Source organism: Flavobacterium erigeronis (assembly GCF_054075165.1).
Window position 1 is genome coordinate 764074 of record NZ_JBSKGP010000001.1, and the last position, 19454, is coordinate 783527.

The 19454-nt window shown below is 29.8% G+C and carries 19 protein-coding genes; 6 read left to right on the forward strand and 13 right to left on the reverse strand.

All coding sequences use genetic code 11. The features are described 5' to 3' along the window. Positions 1-108: 108 nt before the first annotated feature. Both ACWA1F_RS03245 and ACWA1F_RS03250 read left to right on the forward strand, forming a co-directional pair. Positions 109-1161 carry a 2Fe-2S iron-sulfur cluster-binding protein gene (locus ACWA1F_RS03245; protein ID WP_456891549.1) on the forward strand — a complete coding sequence of 351 codons (1053 nt, stop codon included), beginning with the start codon at positions 109-111 and terminating at the stop codon, positions 1159-1161. Between the two features lie 151 nt (positions 1162-1312). After that, the gene (locus tag ACWA1F_RS03250) at positions 1313-1624 is read left to right on the forward strand and encodes a hypothetical protein (RefSeq protein ID WP_456891551.1); all 312 of its coding nucleotides are present in this window, start codon (positions 1313-1315) and stop codon (positions 1622-1624) included. A gap of 146 nt (positions 1625-1770) precedes the next feature. On the opposite strand, the gene ACWA1F_RS03255 is transcribed toward ACWA1F_RS03250, so the two are convergent. The 3 genes from ACWA1F_RS03255 to ACWA1F_RS03265 all read right to left on the reverse strand — a co-directional run bounded on the left by ACWA1F_RS03255 (position 1771) and on the right by ACWA1F_RS03265 (position 5394). After that, a complete protein-coding gene (locus ACWA1F_RS03255) occupies positions 1771-2778 on the reverse strand; it encodes a glycosyltransferase family 9 protein (RefSeq protein WP_456891553.1) in 1008 nt (335 codons plus the stop codon). Positions 2779-3019: 241 nt separating this feature from the next. Continuing rightward, a complete protein-coding gene (locus tag ACWA1F_RS03260; protein ID WP_456891555.1) occupies positions 3020-4765 on the reverse strand; it encodes an ATP-binding protein in 1746 nt (581 codons plus the stop codon). A 23-nt stretch (positions 4766-4788) separates the two neighbouring features. After that, complete coding sequence (locus ACWA1F_RS03265; protein ID WP_125718547.1) at positions 4789-5394, reverse strand: DUF4254 domain-containing protein; 606 nt, start codon at positions 5392-5394, stop codon at positions 4789-4791. Positions 5395-5505: 111 nt separating this feature from the next. On the opposite strand from ACWA1F_RS03265, the gene upp reads away from it, so the two are divergent. Beyond that, a complete protein-coding gene (upp, locus tag ACWA1F_RS03270; RefSeq protein WP_456891558.1) occupies positions 5506-6159 on the forward strand; it encodes a uracil phosphoribosyltransferase in 654 nt (217 codons plus the stop codon). Here upp and ACWA1F_RS03275 read toward each other — a convergent pair. After that, entirely contained in the window at positions 6154-7083 is a 930-nt protein-coding gene (locus ACWA1F_RS03275; protein ID WP_306154044.1) for a DUF6427 family protein, read from the reverse strand. The genes upp and ACWA1F_RS03275 overlap by 6 nt on opposite strands. Positions 7084-7224: 141 nt before the next feature. On the opposite strand from ACWA1F_RS03275, the gene ACWA1F_RS03280 reads away from it, so the two are divergent. Next, positions 7225-7455 carry a DUF6341 family protein gene (locus ACWA1F_RS03280; RefSeq protein ID WP_110308163.1) on the forward strand — a complete coding sequence of 77 codons (231 nt, stop codon included), beginning with the start codon at positions 7225-7227 and terminating at the stop codon, positions 7453-7455. 40 nt (positions 7456-7495) lie between these two features. On the opposite strand, the gene purD is transcribed toward ACWA1F_RS03280, so the two are convergent. Further along, the gene (purD, locus tag ACWA1F_RS03285) at positions 7496-8770 is read right to left on the reverse strand and encodes a phosphoribosylamine--glycine ligase (RefSeq protein WP_456891560.1); all 1275 of its coding nucleotides are present in this window, start codon (positions 8768-8770) and stop codon (positions 7496-7498) included. A gap of 133 nt (positions 8771-8903) precedes the next feature. Here purD and ACWA1F_RS03290 point away from each other — a divergent pair, with 133 nt between their 5' ends. Next, positions 8904-10223, forward strand: coding sequence for a phenylacetate--CoA ligase family protein (locus tag ACWA1F_RS03290; protein ID WP_456891562.1), 1320 nt, complete (start codon positions 8904-8906; stop codon positions 10221-10223). 32 nt (positions 10224-10255) lie between these two features. After that, complete coding sequence (locus ACWA1F_RS03295; protein ID WP_456891564.1) at positions 10256-10786, forward strand: ORF6N domain-containing protein; 531 nt, start codon at positions 10256-10258, stop codon at positions 10784-10786. On the opposite strand, the gene ACWA1F_RS03300 is transcribed toward ACWA1F_RS03295, so the two are convergent. The 8 genes from ACWA1F_RS03300 to ACWA1F_RS03335 all read right to left on the reverse strand — a co-directional run bounded on the left by ACWA1F_RS03300 (position 10787) and on the right by ACWA1F_RS03335 (position 19438). After that, positions 10787-11554, reverse strand: coding sequence for a glycosyltransferase family 2 protein (locus ACWA1F_RS03300; protein WP_456891566.1), 768 nt, complete (start codon positions 11552-11554; stop codon positions 10787-10789). Positions 11555-11619: 65 nt separating this feature from the next. Beyond that, positions 11620-12603 carry a UDP-glucuronic acid decarboxylase family protein gene (locus tag ACWA1F_RS03305; protein WP_456891568.1) on the reverse strand — a complete coding sequence of 328 codons (984 nt, stop codon included), beginning with the start codon at positions 12601-12603 and terminating at the stop codon, positions 11620-11622. Between the two features lies 1 nt (position 12604). Then, a complete protein-coding gene (locus ACWA1F_RS03310; protein ID WP_456891569.1) occupies positions 12605-13729 on the reverse strand; it encodes a glycosyltransferase in 1125 nt (374 codons plus the stop codon). After that, positions 13716-14909, reverse strand: coding sequence for an O-antigen ligase family protein (locus tag ACWA1F_RS03315; protein WP_456891571.1), 1194 nt, complete (start codon positions 14907-14909; stop codon positions 13716-13718). Before ACWA1F_RS03315 ends, ACWA1F_RS03310 begins: the two co-directional genes overlap by 14 nt. Further along, positions 14906-15697: a glycosyltransferase gene (locus ACWA1F_RS03320; protein ID WP_456891572.1), complete on the reverse strand. Its 792-nt coding sequence runs from the start codon at positions 15695-15697 to the stop codon at positions 14906-14908. Before ACWA1F_RS03320 ends, ACWA1F_RS03315 begins: the two co-directional genes overlap by 4 nt. Further along, positions 15690-17072, reverse strand: coding sequence for an O-antigen ligase family protein (locus ACWA1F_RS03325; protein WP_456891574.1), 1383 nt, complete (start codon positions 17070-17072; stop codon positions 15690-15692). Before ACWA1F_RS03325 ends, ACWA1F_RS03320 begins: the two co-directional genes overlap by 8 nt. Next, positions 17053-18153 (reverse strand): glycosyltransferase family 2 protein, encoded by a 1101-nt coding sequence (locus tag ACWA1F_RS03330; protein ID WP_456891575.1) that lies wholly within the window; start codon positions 18151-18153, stop codon positions 17053-17055. The genes ACWA1F_RS03325 and ACWA1F_RS03330 overlap by 20 nt, the downstream gene beginning before the upstream one ends. Then, positions 18140-19438 carry a flippase gene (locus ACWA1F_RS03335; RefSeq protein ID WP_456891577.1) on the reverse strand — a complete coding sequence of 433 codons (1299 nt, stop codon included), beginning with the start codon at positions 19436-19438 and terminating at the stop codon, positions 18140-18142. Before ACWA1F_RS03335 ends, ACWA1F_RS03330 begins: the two co-directional genes overlap by 14 nt. Positions 19439-19454 lie beyond the last annotated feature (16 nt).

Here is a 19454-nt window from a genome sequence, read left to right on the forward strand (position 1 = left end):
TTGTAGTAAGAGACCAAATGTAGGAAAACGTTACAAAAAAAGTTAAAAAAAATAATTTAGTGGCAAACTTTTAATAGTGGTTTGCTACTTTTGCATAAAAATTCTATCATGCCTTCATTCTTAAAACTTATAATTAAAGAGGTTAAACGCGAAACTGCAGAGGCTGTTTCTATACTTTTTAATGTTCCTGAAGAACTAAAACCAGACTACAAATTTATAGCTGGACAATATATAAATTTAAAACTAACTCTTGATAATCAAGAAATAAGACGTGCATATTCTATTTGTTCTGCACCAGACAGCGGCGAACTAAGAATTGCTGTAAAAGCGGTAAAAAACGGTCTTTTTTCTCAGTTTGCCAATACTAAATTAAAAGCTGGAGATGTTCTTGAAGTAGGACAGCCAGAAGGTAAATTTACTTTTGAGCCAGATGCTGAAAGACAAAAAAACTACGCAGCATTTGTTGCAGGTAGCGGAATTACTCCTGTTCTTTCTATCGTAAAATCGGTTTTAAAAAATGAGCCAAAAAGTTCATTTGTATTGGTTTACGGAAATAAAACTCCTGAAAACACGATCTTTCAACAAGAACTTCACGATTTGCAATTGCAATACGTAGGCAGACTTTTTGTGCATTATGTGTACAGCCAAGCGAAAGCTGAAAACGCATTGTTTGGAAGAATTGAAAAATCGACTGTGAATTTTGTTTTGAACAATAAACACAAAGAACTTGAATTTGATAAATTTTTCCTTTGCGGACCAGAAGAAATGATTAATACGGTTTCTGATGTTTTGAAAGAGAAAAATGTAAAAGAATCTGCGATTAAATTTGAGCTTTTTACTTCTTCTTCTGAAGAACATGCAATTCAGGGTTCTCAAGAAGGGCATACAAAAATTACGGTTTTAGTTGATGACGAAGAGACTACTTTCGAAATGTCTAAAAAACAAACTATTCTAGATGCCGCACTAAAACAAGGTGTTGACGCTCCGTATTCTTGTCAAGGCGGAATCTGCAGCAGCTGTTTAGGACGTGTTACAACTGGTTCTGCAGAAATGACTAAAAATTCTATTTTAACGGACAGCGAAATCGCAGAAGGTTTAATTTTAACTTGCCAAGCACATCCAACATCTGATACTATTTATGTGGATTATGATGATGTATAATTTGTAAAATTCCAAAAAAATATAAATTCCAAATTCCAATGTTAAAATTGAGATTTGGAATTTTTTTTATCGATTATTTATAATCTTTGTCAAAGTTTTCATTTTCCATTTGGAATTTGGAATTTAAAAATTTGGGATTTTATTTTATGTTATGAAATCAATTCGAGAAATATTTAGAAATAATAGAGATCTTCTGGAAGAATCTGAAGTACAGCAGCTTGTAGAGTATTGCGAAGAACTTCAAGACGAAATTGTAGAATTAAAATTTCAAAAAACGGAGAATAAAGAACTTGCTTTAATTGACATGATTAAAGAAGTTATAAAAGGTTGCGAAGCTTTAGACAAAGAACAAATGGAACATGAACGGTTTGGTTACGATGCGCCAGATTATAAATCAACTATTGCGTACTTACAGCGATATATTCATAGCCGATGCCGTGAGGAAAAAATTTGGATAGGATAGTTAAATTCCAATAAAAAAAATCCAAATTCCAATTTGAAAATCTTTGCGTAAATCTTTGTCAAAGTTTAAAACTTTGACAAAGATAAATTCAAGTCAAAATTGGAATTTGGATTTTTTTTTACTGAAATTTTTCTTTCTATTGGAATTTAAAATTGTTCTTCAATTTTAGAAACAACATTTTCTGGTAAAATAGTTCTCATCGCATCTTCATAACCTTCCACAATTTTGTTTCCATAAACTGAAGTTGGCAGTTTCGGATATTGATTTCGGTCTGAAGTTATTGCGTTTTCTAAGCTTTGATTGAATGGTAAAAATCCCGCAAACGGATGCGTAGCGCCCCAAAGTGTAACAACTTTTACACCCAGCATTGCTGCAATATGAGCGTTTCCAGAATCCATAGAAAGCATCACATCAAGGTTGCTGATTAATTGTAATTCCTGCTGAAATTTAATTTTTCCAGCCATATTAATTACATTTTCAAATGGTTGAGCAATCGAATCTAAAATTTCGATTTCTTTCTTTCCTCCGCCAAAAAGCAAAATTTTATACGACGAATTTTGAGCCAGTTTCGCAATTACTTCTTTCATCAAATCCAAAGGATAAACCTTAGAATCGTATTGAGCAAAAGGAGCAATTCCGATTAATTTTTGGTTTTTGTTTCCGATAATTTCTAAAATTTCCGAACTTAAAATTGCTTTTTCAGGAAAAGTCGGATTTGATAAATCTAACGGAAAACCCAATCCTTCAAACACTTTTGCGTGTCTTTCAAACATAGTTGGCAGTTGTTTGAAAATCTTATTTTCAGCTCGAGTTAATTCTTTTTTTCCTTCTCTTCCCTTATCAACCGTTGCTCTTTTTTTTCCGCTTAAAGCGAAAAGCAAACTCACAATCTTAGATCTCAACACATTATGAAGATCTGCAAAAGCATCTATTTTGAGTTTTTTTACATCTGAATATAACTTCAAAAGTCCTGAAAAACCTTTGTGTCTTTCTTTTTCGTCAAAAGCAAAAAACTCTAGATTGGGAATTCCGTCAAAAAATGGTTTGAAAAAAGGACGTGAAATAACCGTCAATTTCACGTTTGGATATTGTTTTACAAAAACGCGTAAAACAGGAACCGTCATGGCGACATCTCCCATTGCGGATAGTCTCATGACGGCTATATATTTGATCTTGTTGGACAAATTTTTAGTCTTAAAAATTAAAAAAATGGTGAAATGTTCTAAAAAAGTGGTTGTTTTTTGGCCACTTTTTGGCCATTTCGATTTATAAAAATAACGTGAAAATCAAGTATTTGCATAGCTCTTATTAACAAAATAACGTGGTTTTCAACAATTTAATCGTTTTTTTTGGTCTTTCTTTGGCCATTTCTGCTCTTTCTGCTCTTTGTGTTTTTTATGTTCTTTCTGTTTTGTTCTTCATCATCTCTTTCATACCTATATTTAATGCTTCAGATATTACTTCAATTTCTTTAATATAATCTTGACTTAGTTTATAAGTTGACGCAGGCCCTTCCCCTAGTTGTTCTAGTGTTTTATTTGAAACTAATTTATCTACTCTAAACCTTACTTGTTTTCTAGATAATTTGTCTTCAAAAAGACCTACAAAATCTTTCATTTTTGCATTTTCTTCTTTAGTCAAAAACTGTACAATCGCATTAAAAACTTGGCTGTCATCTATTTCTTTAAGATTATAATATTTTGCTTTTTCATCTGTAAAATCATAATAATCCTTAGATAGGATATAAAAAACTGCATTTGTTTTACCTCTTTTCTCAATTAGTTTTTTCTGCAAAAGATGATTTATTTGTTCTGATTCAAGGTCATTTTTGTGAACTCCATTTTTAATTTTATTCAAGGTAACTATTTCAAGAACAGAAAGTTTTTCGTTTTCAGGAAGTTCTTTTTGAATTGAATCAATAAATAAAGCAAAAGCACGATCTTCTATTATTGCAGAAAGTTTAAGATTTACTTGAAAATTATCTGATTTTGAATAATCAGGTTCTGCTTTGCCTTCTGATAGAGTATTATAATATATTTTATCTACCCCTTGCCCTGAACGTTCAACAATTCCAGTCTTTTGCAAAATATCTGCTAATAGTCTATTTCTTGGAGTGCTTGGTATTTTTATTAAATTCTCTAAAGTTACCCCAGCAGGAAAGCCACCGGCATTAATAACATCAAGTCTTTGCGGAAATTGTTTAATTACAATCTCAGATGTTCTTCGATAGTCTCTATGTGAAATGGCATTATTAATAGACTCTCGAATTACTTCTTCATTAAAATAAGGAATATTAAAAATATATGCCCCATCTTGAATCGGAAAGCTTCCATTTCTTAAATTAATCGTTTTCCATAATTCATCTATTAAAATAAAAAAAGGTTCTACAAATTCTATTCTATTATCGAAAGGAATTTGGCTTTCTGAATTTCTATATTCTAACATTACTTTGGCTTGTGGTAGCCTTTCTTGCAACGTTTCTTTTTTTGCCAATAAAATTAATGCCGCATTAGTTAGCTTGCCTTTTTTTAAAAGATCTAGGTCAGAAAGAATCTGTTTATTAGGCAATAACTTAAATTGTGGATTATTTTGTTTGATAGAGTATTTTTCTTTCAGTAATAAGATGGCTTTTTCATCTAAATCTGAAATTTCTAAATCTTCACATATTTGCTGTGAAAAATCAGGTTCCTGCTCTTGAATAATTTTTAAATAAAATTCATCTGACATTGGCTTCAATTCTTCACCAACTCTCATTAAAGCAACATCTTCAAATTTAAAAACTTTTCCAGCAGGTCTACATGGAATCTCTATTACTAATACTCTTTTAGATTCTTCGTAAAGTTCATATATAGATGGACGGATTCCCGTATCTGTATATATTCTAGATTCAAGTTCTCCTATAGTACCCAAATTTTGTTGAGTTCCAACTACTTCATGAGGATAATTATCAGTCATTCCTATAACTAGGTATCCTCCACCTTCATTACATAAAGCAGTAACATATCCTAAAATGCATCTTCGTCTATCGCTTGGTTTAGGTTTAGAACCTCCATCATAGGATATGTTGCCTCCTTCTCCTTTTTTAAATTCAACTCTGTCTTCTGACTCTTTGAGTTTTTTTAATATTTCAATTGTAATCATAGACAAGTTAGTAATCTAAAAGATTATTTTTTGTTTTGATATAAAACTGGGTTCAATTCATCGTCGTTGTACATTTTCATTTGTTTGTACACTTTCATGAATTTATCTCCGTTTTCAATATCTGTCAGTAATTCTTCAATTGCTGTAGATAAATCTGTTCTTTGTTCTAAAAGAATGTTTAATTTTTCCTGACATTTATCTCTGTGCTCCTGAGAAGCCTCTGCGCGAGTTGCTTCTTCATGCATGTGGTAAATTTTTAAAGCTAAAATAGACAATCTGTCAAATGCCCAAGCTGGACTTTCAGAATTGATTTTTGCTCCGTCTTTTACTTTTACATTACTGTATTTTTGCAAAAAGTAACTATCAATATATTCCACCATATCAGTACGTTCCTGATTTGATGCGTCGATTCTTCTTTTTAACGTTAATGCCGCAACTGGATCAATCTGCGGATCACGAATAATATCTTCGAAATGCCATTGAACGGTGTCAATCCAGTTTTTAAGATATAACAAATGCTCGAACTTATCTTTTGGATAAGGATTATTGATTGGCTGATCTACATTATCAAATTGATGATAATCTTTGATGCTTTGTTCGAAAACAGAATATGCTAATTTTGAAAACATGTCTTTATTTTTTTTACTAAACAAAGATACTTTTTATACTTTTATACTTTCAAAAAAAGCGTTAATTTTTCAATTATTCATAAAAAACAATTGATCTTCTAAAAAAATAGTATGAAAATCCATTATATATCTGAGAACAACAGTGTGTTAAATCATTTTTTAGGACAGATCCGAAATGTAGATGTTCAAAACGACAGTATGCGCTTTCGCAGAAATATTGAGCGCATTGGCGAAATTATGGCTTATGAATTGAGCAAAATTTTACCTTATAAAGAAGTAGAAATTCAGACTCCTCTAGGAATTAAAAAGACAACACAAATTGATACCGATTTAGTATTGTGCCCTATTTTAAGAGCTGGACTGCCGCTTCATAATGGTTTTCTAAATTATTTTGATCATGCAGAAAACAGTTTTGTTTCTGCTTGCAGATTTCATCCAAACAATGACGATGAATTTGAAATTAGGGTTGAATACCAGGCAATTTCAGATTTAAACAACAAAACAGTTTTACTTCTCGACCCAATGCTTGCCACTGGTCAATCGATTGTGGCAGTTCATAAAAAATTAGTCGAAAATGCTACTCCAACAGAAATTCATATTGTTGTAGTTATTGCTGCTCCTGAAGGTATTGCTCATCTAGAAAAAAATCTTCCAGAAAACTGCCATTTATGGGTTGCCTCTTTAGACGAAAAACTAAATGAGAAAAATTATATCGTTCCTGGACTTGGCGACGCTGGCGATCTTGCTTACGGAAGTAAATTATAATTGAGAGAAAAAAGTAAATAAACTACACACAATCAAGGTGTAATATACAATTTCGTTATTCAGTTTTTGCTGCATATATTCTACATGACTCGTTGCCATAATAGTTAATGGGGCAATGCTAAACAATAATAAATCATTGCTTTTATTTGGCGAAATGATGTACACAAAAGCCGCTATAAAAAAACAAGCCACAATTTTCTTGTACGAAGAATGTACAATTTGCGGTCTATTTGATAAAGTCATTAACATCGAAGTAACAAAAAATAAAGCAACTGCAGTGTAGATTGAAAGTGCTGCGTTTTCGTAATTATTCTTAAAATAATCAATTCTAAAATCAACAACAGCTCTTTCTTGAATGAAAGCTACGGCATCGAGATTTATAATTAAAGATGTCATGTAAAATAAAATCGCTACCGCCAAAAGTGCTATAAATGGCAAAACCCAGTTTCTATAATCTCTTGAAACGTGGAAAACAATAGATATGTAAACCAATATTAGGAAGAGAATACTCCAAAATTGAAATAAAGAGGCTACAAAAATCCAAAATGCCGCATCAAATATTTTTTCTTTCGAAGATTTTAACGATTGAAGCGAAATTAATCGTCGAAGTGCCAATAAAATGAAAAAATTGGCATATATAATATTTGGGTTATTAAATATCGTTGGAAAAAATAAAATGAACAATAAGTAGAAAAGTATCGCGTAACCATTGTCTTTACTGAGGCCGTTCTTTTTTACAATAAAATTAATCATAAAAAAAGAAGCCAAAATAAAGCATAATAAACTCACTTTTTGGAAAGCCAAAAAATAAGAAGTAACCCAAGAAGGGTCTTTAATTTGGAACATAAAAAAGAAAACCAGTATTAAAATTACAACCAATGAATAATTTAATGGCGTAGATTTTTTAAAAACACTTGTTATCATAAGGATATTTTATACTTTTGTGATTGTAAAGATACTACTTGTTTAAAAGGAAAAACCTAACAAGTTGAAAAAAGATTTGGTTCGCCGAATTTTATCTTCAAGGCATTACACAACAATAAATAACATATAATTTTTAAAATTATGACAGCTTTTTTCGAAGGAATTCAATACCTATTCGTTAACATTTTGTTTGCTCCTCTTGACTTTTTACGTCGTTTGGAATTAATTACATGGTTTGGTGCAAACACTATCAACTGGATTTTTATGATCATCTGCTCTGTAGCAATCGTATATTGGATTAAACAATTACGCATTTTTGATGATGCTGGAACAGAAAACCAAGATACAACAGCTCATTCATTTTTAAAATAAAAACCAAACCCTTAATTAAAAGGGTTGGTCTGTTTTATTTTTAAATTAGATCGAAGCCGATATCTTTTCTAAAATACATCTTATCAAAGCTTAGTTTATCTATGTTTTGGTAAGATTTTTTTATGGCCTCCTGGAAATTATCTCCATATGAAGTTACAGCAATGACACGTCCTCCATTAGTAACGACATTTTCGCCATCTAATTTTGTTCCTGCGTGAAAAACAATAGAATCTGTAACATTTTCTAAACCAGAAATTACTTTTCCTTTTTCAAAATCTTCAGGATATCCGCCAGAAACAACCATAACAGTTGTAGCACTTCTTGGATCAACTTCCAGATTAAACTCTCCTAATTTCTGATCTGCAACAGATAAAAACAATTCAACTAAATCTGATTTTAATCTCGGAACCACAACTTCGGTTTCAGGGTCACCCATTCTTACGTTGTACTCAATAACAATTGGCTCTCCTTTTACATTGATTAAACCAATGAAAACAAAACCTTTGTACTCGATTCCGTCTTTTTGGAAACCTTCGATTGTTGGTTTTACAATACGTGTTTCAATTTTTTCCATTAAAACTGCATCAACATAAGGAACTGGAGAAACTGCTCCCATTCCACCTGTGTTCAATCCTGTATCTCCTTCTCCAATTCGTTTGTAATCTTTTGCTGTTGGAAGAATTTTATAACTTTTACCGTCAGTTAAAACGAAACAGCTTAATTCGATTCCATCCAAGAATTCTTCGATAACAACTTTAGAACTTGCCGTTCCAAATTTGGCGTGAACCAGCATGTTTCTTAATTCCGTTTTTGCTTCTTCAAGATCTTGAATAATCAAAACTCCCTTTCCAGCTGCTAATCCGTCTGCTTTTAAAACGTATGGAGGCTGTAAAGTTTCTAAGAAATCGCATCCTTTTTCAACCGTTTCGGCAGTAAAACTATCATAAGCTGCAGTTGGAATGTTGTGTTTCATCAAGAATTCTTTAGCAAATTCTTTACTTCCTTCCAATTGCGCACCTAATTTTGACGGTCCGATAACCGGAATATGTTTTAAACTTTCGTCATTTTTAAAATAATCGTAAATACCTTTTACCAATGGATCTTCAGGTCCTACGACTACTAAACTTATATTTTCTTTAAGCACTAATGCTTTCACGGCTTCAAAATCGGTTGCAGAAATTGCAACATTTTCAGCGATTGCAGCAGTTCCTGCATTTCCAGGTACTACAAAAAGTTTTTCGCAAAGCGGACTCTGAGTCATTTTCCATGCAAATGCATGTTCCCTTCCGCCTGATCCCAATAGTAAAATTGTCATGGTGTTGTTGTATTTAGTTGTGGTGCAAAAATAATTGCTTTTGAACGTAAAAAATAATTTAATCTTAAAAAGTTATGCATTCTTCTTCGTTAGTTAAGGGATAATATTATTTTTGACTAAAATTTAGCCTCAGATGATTCCTCTCTTCGATATTACACTTCGTTTAAATGGTTTTCCGATAAAGAAAGCCAAAGCCGAATTGGATAAAATTGTTCATTTTTCTGAAGAAGAATTTGCAGTTTTTCTTGAAAATAAAAAGAAAGAAATTGTTGATTTTCATTTAAAAAATAATCCTTTTTATAACGAATTGATTGGCAATAAAATTGTAGAAAAATGGGAAGATCTTCCTATTCTAAACAAACAAAATCTTCAAAAACCACTTGAAAAAAGGCTTTCTAAACGCTATACTATAAAAAATGTTTACCTCAACAAAACTTCAGGATCAAGTGGAACTCCTTTTGTTTTTGCCAAAGACAAATATTCACATGCTCTGACTTGGGCATCAAATATTATGCGTTTTGGCTGGTTTGGAATTGATTTTAATCATTCTTACCAAGCACGTTTTTATGGAATTCCTATGGATTTTATTGGATATCGAAAAGAGCGATTCAAGGATTTTCTAACGCATCGTTATCGTTTTCCTGTTTTTGATTTATCTGATGAAATTCTTGAAAAATTTCTTGAAAAATTCAAAACCAAAAAATTCGATTACCTCAACGGATATACCAGTTCTATCGTTTTGTTTGCTAAATATTTAGAACGAAAAAATATCATTTTAAAAGAAATTTGTCCAACTCTAAAAGCTTGTTTTGTCACTTCGGAAATGCTTTTTGAATCAGATAAAAAACTCTTAGAAAAACAATTCGGGATTCCAATCATTAATGAATATGGCGCTTCTGAACTTGATTTAATTGCTTTTGAAAACCCACAAGAAGAATGGCAAGTAAATGCTGAAACTCTTTTTGTTGAGATTCTAGACGAAAATAATCATCCTGTTCCACATGGAGCGGAAGGCAAAATTGTAATCACTTCTTTATTCAATAAAGCAAATCCGTTTATCAGATATGAAATTGGCGACATCGGAATTTTAGACGAAAAAAGCACTCCTCAAAAACCAATTCTCAAAAAACTTATAGGAAGAACCAATGACGTTGCTATTTTACCAAGCGGAAAAAAATCTCCTGGATTAACCTTTTATTATATAACCAAAAGCATTGTTGAAGACGACGGAAATGTAAAAGAATTTATCATCAAACAAACTAAGTTAGATACTTTTCAAATTGAATATATTTCTGAATATGAATTGACTTCAGATCAAATTCAAAAAATCGAAGATGCTATTTTCTTGTATTTGGAACCCAATTTAAACTTCACATTTACCCGAAAAACGATTTTAGAAAGAACTAATAGAGGAAAACTAAAACAATTTAAATCTTATATTAAATATAAATAAAATCTTACATTTGTTTTTTTTAATAAAAACTTATGGACGGTCAATCTTTACTTTCAGAAGAAACAATTTCTGATAAAATATATTTTATTCGCGGTCAAAAAGTGATGCTTGATTTTAATTTGGCTTCCCTTTATGAAGTCGAAACTAAAAGGATAAATGAGCAGGTTAAAAGGAATTCATTAAGATTTCCCGAAGATTTCATGTTTCAATTAACTGAAAATGAATACGCTTCTTTAAGGTCGCAAATTGCGACCTTAAAGAAAGGACGTGGAGAGCATCAAAAATATTTACCTTTTGCATTTACTGAGCATGGTGTTTTAATGTTATCAAGCGTTTTAAAAAGTGACAAAGCCATTCAAACCAATATTCAAATTGTGCGAATTTTCACGAAAGTGAGGCAAATGCTTTTAGATACGACCGAAATAAAAGTCGATATTCTACAGATTCAGAAGAAGTTAGAAAATCATGATAAAAATATAGAATTGGTTTTTTCTTATTTGGATGAATTAACGGAGAAAAAAGAAAGTGAAGAAGAAAGAGTAAAAATTGGATATAAAAAATAATTATTTTGATTTTATATACTTAGGCTTAATAACCAATTGTGTAAACAAAAACCTCAACATCAATAAAATAGAAAGCAATAAATTAAATCCGTGAAATTCTCTGTAAACTCCAAAATTGTGTTTTATCAACTTAAATTTTGAAGACGAAACCGAATTTTTTCTAATTCTATAAAAAGCCAAAGGTTCTTGAACTGGTTTTGCAACTTTAATTTGTTTCAAAATTGTCAGCCAGATTCTCCAATCTTGACGCTTTTGTGTAGTTTCTAAAATAATTTTACCAAAATATTCTGCATCGTAAATTGCTGTCAAATTGCCCACATAATTACAAAAGAACAACTGTTTATAAGTTAACGGATTTGGTGATTCTACTCTTCTGTTTAAATCATTTCCTTCTTCATCGATAGAATCGTAAAAGCTAAAAGTAAAATGTAGATTATTGGTTTTTAAAAACTGAATCTGCTTTTCTAATTTTTCGGGAAACCATAAATCATCGGCGTCTAAATAAGCAATATATTTTCCCGTAGCTTTTTCTAAAGCTGCATTTCTAGCAAAACCATTTCCACGGTTTTCAGGTAATTTAAAGAGTTTTATTCTATTGTCTTTTTCGGCAAATTCCTCAATTATAGCAACTGTTTGGTCAGTTGAAGCATCATCAGCCAAAATCATTTCCCAATTTGTATAGGTTTGATTTTGAACAGAATCAATTGTAGATCTTATGAACTTTTCAGTATTATATGTTGGAACAATAATAGAAACTAATTCGTTCATCTGATGCTTTTGTTTTGGAGCTTTATTAAAAAACAGCCCGAAGTAAAACCGGGCTGTGTCAAATATTATTTTATATAACTAGAAAAATCTTTATGTTCTTCTTTTGAAAGTTCTTCTGGCGATAACGATCTGAAATAATCGTAAGTGATTTTCATTCCTTCAGAACGACTTACTTTTGCTTCCCAACCTAATAATTCTTTTGCTTTTGTCGTATCTGGCTGACGTTGCAACGGGTCGTTTATTGGCAACGGATGATACACTACTTTCTGATTTGTTCCTGTTAGTTTTATAATTTCTTCTGCAAAATCTTTGATTGTAATTTCGTCAGGATTTCCAATATTTACAGGATATACATAATCAGAATGCAGTAATCTGTAAATCCCTTCAACCTGATCGTCTACGTAACAGAAAGAACGCGTTTGCATTCCGTCACCAAAAATGGTTAAATCTTCGCCACGAAGTGCTTGGCCAATAAAGGCGGGAATTACACGTCCGTCGTTTAATCGCATTCTTGGTCCGTAGGTATTAAAAATACGCACGATTCTCGTTTCTACTCCGTGAAAAGTATGATACGCCATCGTGATTGATTCCTGAAAACGTTTTGCTTCGTCATAAACTCCGCGAGGACCAATTGTATTTACATTCCCGTAATATTCTTCTGTTTGCGGATGAACTAACGGATCTCCATAAACCTCAGAGGTAGAAGCGATCAAAATTCTGGCTTTTTTTACTCGTGCCAATCCTAATAAATTATGTGTTCCTAATGACCCAACTTTCAAGGTCTGAATCGGAATTTTCAAATAATCTATCGGACTTGCCGGAGATGCAAAATGTAAGATATAATCTAAATCACCTGGAATATGAACAAACTTGGTAATATCATGATGGTAGAACTCGAAGTTCTCCAATTTGAATAAATGCTCAATATTTTTAAGATCTCCTGTAATTAAATTATCCATTCCGATTACAAAGTAACCTTCTTTGATAAATCTGTCACATAAATGTGATCCTAAAAACCCTGCTGCTCCGGTAATAAGTATTCTTTTCATATTATGTTAATTGCTCTCTGTAAATAGATTCCAGATCGTATATTTTTTTATAAATATTATGATGTTTTTCAAATGTCTCTTTCGCATTTATTGAAAACTCATTATATAGTTTTTGATCTTGAAGTAAAGTGTTTATTTTTTTACTAAACTCTTTTGTATCGTTTTCCTTGATACAGTAACCGTTGTAATCATTTATAATTAAATCTCTATTTCCGTCACAATCTGAAACTACACTCGGAACTGATAATGCTAAACTTTCTATCACTGAATATGGAAGTCCTTCGTATCTTGCTGTAGATATGTATAATTTTGATTTACTTATAATATTTAAAACATCTTCCCTTGTTGTCCAATTCAATAACGTTACCATATTTTTTAAACTACGCTTATTTATTAAATCTTCAACTTGTTTTATATGATCTGAATGATGTCCTACTCCTAAAATTACAAGATGAATATTTGACATCTTATTGAGTTCATATAAAACTTCTATCAATTCTTCGATGTTTTTTTGATAACATGGTCTTCCAACTGTACAAAGATATTCATCTGGCCATGTCTTTGGTATCGATAAATCAAAAATATTTTCAATTGGTTCTATTGCATTGTTAAAAAGGTTTGTTTTCGGTTTTGGAAAACCAACCTCTCGTATAGCTCTATTTAACTCAGATTGTGAAGAAGCTAGTAAAATAGTGTTTCCTTTAGAAAGTAATTTTTCTATCTTTAAAAAAAAGGACTTTTTGACTTTACTCTCTGCACTTAAAAAAGAAAATGCTTGCGGTGTATGTAAAACTTTTGTACCTGTTAAAAACCCAATTATTCTGCCAATAACACCACCTTTTGTACTGTGTGAGTGTATTAAATCTGGTTTTTCTTTATGAATGATTTTCCATGTCTTCAAAATTGCCTTCAAATCATTTTTAAGAGATATCGCTCTATAAATTGGCAATCGATAATGAACAATTGGATTAGAATCTTTATTAACAAATTCATTTTCAGTATCAGAATCTCCATGAATAACAATATTTTCAAAATTCTTGGCGTCTAAATTATGGAGTATCTGTCTCAATGAAACATCGACTCCTCCTACTGAATGTAAAATATGCGCAATTTTAATTTTCTTCATTTGTTTTTCTATGGAGCAAAATTAGTATAAATATAGCAAACAAGTAACATCCAAATTGTCTGTAAAATATGTTCTCTACTATAAAAAAAAGTAAAAAAGCTATCCCTATTGCAATTTTAAAAAAATCCAATCTTACCTCTAAAAATAATACCACAAAAAAGCTAACAAACAAAAGAAAAGCCATTATCCCACCAATCAAATAAAAATCAATAAACTGATTATGTGAATTAAATTTTTCAGATAAGAAATATTCTTTTTTTGATTCATTTTCTATGCTTGACGCATAACAATCCATAAAATGATTTTTTATAGTCTGATAACCTTCAAAACCTGTAAGCAAATTAAAATCATTTTGTTGTGTCATTTTAAAAGCACAATTCCATATTACAATTCTTGGCTCATAATCAGAGGCTTCTTGTATAGATTTTTCAAAATTACTTTTTATAAAAAACCTCTCTCCTATGTTTTTATTTGACATTACTATCGCGACAAATAAAAGCGTTAATATTAATGCAGAAAGTATTTTTTTATACCATTTTGTTTTAAGATAAAATACAAAATAAATTCCGGAAATTACAAACACTGAAATAATAGAAATTCTAGCAGAAATCAATAAAATAAAACTTATTAAGACACATGAATTAAAAATATAAAGTTTACGCCACTTAGATTTTTCTACAGATTTTTCTATTGATAATAGAAATCCCAATACAGCAATAAAGCCAATATAGGGACGCTCTAAAAGCAATAATTTATTTACCTCAGCAGTGTTAGAAAAAGGTAGAATTCCTGTTTGAAAATAAAATATTCCTATTCGAAATAAAGAAAGTAAAATACATGCATTGATGCCTATTAAAACAACTATTTTTAATATCCTTATGTCCTTTAGTTTATATGAGATAACTGAAATCCAAAAAATTAACAGTAAACCTTTATAAACTCTAAAGTCAAATGATAAATTACCATAGCAAGCTGATTTTATTATTAAATAAAATATTAAAACCAGCAAAATGTTTTTTGAATAATAATTGGTTTTAAATGCTTTTTTGTCAAAGTTTATTAGAAATAAAACTGTTAATATTATTAATCCAATATTTGGCAGCGCTTTAGAAAAGAAAAGCACCAAAACCATAAAAAAAACAATATAATTAAATAAATCCTCCTTTATAAAGCTTTTCATTTTTTAATTTGTTTTAAAAATAATATAAAACGATAAGGAAGAATTAGTAATATATAGTTTCTAATGAGTCCATAAATTGGATAAAAACCAAAATAGAAATTTTCTTTTATTATTTTAATTCTACTTAATACCTGCTGCTTTCTCTTTTGTAATGAAATACCCTTTTCATTGATTTCTATTTGAGTAAGATATTCTGGAATATTTGCCATTTTATAAAGCTTTGAAATAGAAAAAAAGAAAGCATAATCTTCTGCCGATTTATAATTTAAAGGGTACAATCCGACTGTTTTTAATATTTCTACAGAAAACATAATTGCAGGATGAATCAACATCGAGTTTAAATACATTTTATTCTTAATGTCTCTATCATTCAATGGTAAATTAATTGAATACAAAAACCTATCATTACTATCAACTGCCAAAACATTAGAACCGACAATTTTAATATACTCATAATTATTCAAAAATTTCTCTTGAATAGCAAATCTTTTGCCAATACAAATATCTCCACAATCTAATCTAGCAATAAAACTATATCCTCTCTCTATAATAATTTTTAAGCCCGTATTTAATGCTGTTTCTATTCCTTTATTTATTTCTAAATATTTGAAAAAAACTTTTCCTTTAGCTTTAAAACTTGATAATATTTCATTCTCATCAAATTTATTTAAACTTCCATCGTCAATAATGAGAACATCAACTTCTTCATCTTGATCAATAGATCTTAATGTTTTAACTAAACCTTCAGAGTTATTATAATAGGGTATTAAAAGTACTACCTTATTCATTAGTGATTTTTAAAGATTTATATCTCATTCTTATCAAAATTGCCAAACATAGCCAAGCTCCATAAATCCTAAAAGTATCTATTTGCAACCAGTTTATGTATAAACCTAAGAGAGAAATTAAAACAATAATCAAAAGTGTTTTTTCTTCATTTTTTGCATTTATCATCAGAATTCTAACTTCATTTACAGAAAAACAAATTATCATTAAAAATAAACTAATTCCAATTACTCCTGTCTCAGCTAACAATCTTGTATAAAGATTATAACCTGGCGGAAATGCCTTTTCTTTTTTGTTTTTATAAAATAACTTAAACTCGTAATTATTTCTCGTTGCCCAATAAGGATAATGAGTTCTGTTGTGATAAGCTTGCTGCCCAAATCCAACCCCCGTAATTGGATTTTCTATAAATACTTGCAATGCCGCATACTGCATTCCAAATCTCGACTGATTTGAGACATTTTTGGTCAAATTCTTTCTAAAATCTAAGGAATCTATTTTTACGCTAACGGATTGAATCAATTTTTCTCCTTTAAATACTAGTAAAACTGAAAAGACTATTAAAAATCCAACTGCAAAATTGGTTACATATTTCTTAAATCTTATATCCTGATATAAGAAAATCAAAAATATAAACCCTTGAAAAAATATCACTATTAATGCTGTTCTTGATCCTGAAAAATACGTTAGGATTAAAATTGAAAGTGTTGGCAAAAATCTTGTTACTTTTTTGCTGGTGAGAATATAACTAAACATCCAACCTGAAATAGTGATAAGATAAATGGCTAAAAAAGGTGGCTCGTAACTTATTGCAGAAATTCTGCCTCCAGGATGAAGATCTGCTTCTAAAAAGGGAAAATAGTCGAATGCTTTTAAGATGGGGTAGAAAAACATGTACCCGAAAACTGAAATTAAAATTTCTAAAAAACCATAAATCGAAGCCACTATAAGCGAATAAAGAAACACCTTTCTGATTTTAAAAAGTATTTCTCTAAATTCCATTTTTGCTAAAACATTAATGTATAGAACGAAAAATATAAGCGCTGAAATAAGCAAAGCAAAATACTGTCTTATAAATCTGTTTATACCGCTTGTACTTTTAAAATAGTTAGAAATTACTGATGGTGCATTGAATATTGTTGTTATCAAGCACCAAGATAAAAATATAATGACAAGCTGAAAAATAAGATTTCTATAAGGAATTATTATTCTTTTTGTAAAGATTGCATTAACTAATAAAAACAAAAATCCAGCGAATAAAAAAAGTGCTCCCGATTCTGTTTTAAATTCTCCTAAAAAAGCTATTCCTCCATATCTATTAAAGGGAAAAAAGAAAAGACCTAAGAAAAATAATATCTTATATATTTTTGCAAGCACTTTTAGCGTTTTTTGTCAATTTATTTATTTTTCTTATTGTTTCTGAAATTCTTGGATGATATCCTACTTGAATGCCTAAAATTAATAAAACTAACAAAAAACCGGATTTATTAATTATTACTTTTAAAATCATGCTTTCAAACAATCCTTTGTCTTTCAGAATTTCCTCTGTATATTTCTTTGATAAATTATATATCTTATCATGAAAAACCATATTAATAATATAGTCTTTCTTTGTTTGAAAAGGAATTTTTAGAACAGAGCATTTATAAACTAAATAAAATACTCTTTGAACAAGTCTAATAGCCTTAAATTTTTCTAAATCAACATCAGAGATTTTAAGGTTATATTCTTGTTTATAATCAAATTGATATTTTTCAAGGGCTTTTGAAAAATAATCATTTTCTAAAATTTGCCTTGATTTACTATCAGCTACATCTCTGTAATAATATCCAGCATAATCAATAAATGAAACTTTTGAAGCTTTATTAAAAGCCTGAATATTAAACATATTGTCTTCTTCAATAACTTTATTCTTTGGGAATCGAATATTATTCGTGTTGATAAAAGTTCGTTTGTAGATTTTATTCCAAACTGCAAATAAATCTTCAACTCTTAAAAGATTAGGAATAATTTTATCTTGTATAAAATCTTGATTAAAAACTACATTTATATCAAAACCATTATCTTTAACAATATATTTACTGTCTCTTCCTAATATTGTTTTTGATACTATAATATCTAAATCGTTTTCTGTCGCATTTTTATATAATTTTTCTAAGAAATCATTTTTTAGAAAATCGTCATTATCCAAAAAGCCAATATATTTTCCCAAAGCTATTTCAATTCCTGTATTCCTTGCTTCACTAATCCCCTTATTTTCCTGATTTATTAATTTAATCCGGTTATCCTGTTTTTGATAAGCTTCTATAATTTCAAAACTATTGTCGGTTGAACCGTCATTTATAAAAATATACTCACACTCGGAAAGAGTTTGATTCAGAACCGATTTTATGCAATCATGCAAATAATCTTTTGCATTGTAAACTGGAACAATAACACTAATTTTAATAGGTGTCATGCTTATTTTGTTTTAAAATCAAACTAATTTCTTTCTGAGAAAAATACCCCATTCCCAAAAAAATTAAAATCTGAATAATTATTACTGTTACTGCAGTTCCTGTTTCTTGATAAAAATAAGATAATATGAAATTAATACCAAAATTTAGAATTGTTGCCCAAACAATTACCCTAAAGTAAAGCACATCTTTCCCTAAATTTAGAAGAATCTGCTTGCCAAACATAGTATCCAAAAATGATAACAAAGGGATAAGAATTAAAATTCTAAACAAAATAACAGAAGGAAACATCTCATTTCCGTAAATAATTTCGATAATTTGTTCTGCAAAACACAAGCAAATTATTACAATTACAGAAAATACAAACGTTCCAAATATTGTTACTTTCTTAATTTTTTGAATAGCCTTAATCTTATCAAAAGCCATTTCTTTTGAAAGATAAGGAAAAATAGTGTTAGAGATTGGAGTCTGTAAATTTCCTATTGCACGAGCTAATTTCTCTGCCGCAGAAAAAAAACCAACAGATTGATTTCCAGCTAATAATCCTAAAATTAAAGTATTTGTATTAGTGAAAAGAGAAATTTTAAGTTCTGATAAAAACATATATTTCGATTTATCAAGTTGCTCTTTTATGCCTTTAAAAGATTGTATCTTAAATGTAATTTGAAAATCTTTCCAAATATAAAACAAAGCAAAAATTCCTGCCGAGATAAACCCCAAAGCATTAAAAAGTGGCACTAAATAATAATCTGACTTTTCAGTTACAAAAACAAAAAGTGCAAGAGTAAATACTGTTTTTGTAATCAGATTCAAATATGTAACATATTTCATTTTTTGCATTCCGAGAAAAAACCATACAGGGAAAAGTGCCTGCCCTAAAATAGAACCAAATGAAAATAAATAAATAAACCAATAGTCTCTAAAAATAGTAAAGAGAAAAACAATACACATCATTACAACAAAACTCAAACCTACTAAAAGCAATTTAGCAGACATAATTTGGTTGAAAATAAGATTATGTTTTTCATAATCATCGACGACTAAAGAAATATCACGAGTACCAGTGGAATTAAATCCATAATCTGTTATTACTTGGAAATATGTAACAAAAGCGAAAGAAAAAGATAAGAGTCCAAAATACTCAACTCCTAAGACCCTTATTAAATACGGAAACGTTATTAAAGGTAAAATTACATTTAAGGCTTGAAGCACAGAAAGATATACAAAATTTGATGCTAAGATTTTGTGTTTTTTGTACCGATGAAATATATCAAAAATCAGCTTCAATATTTAGTGTTTTTAG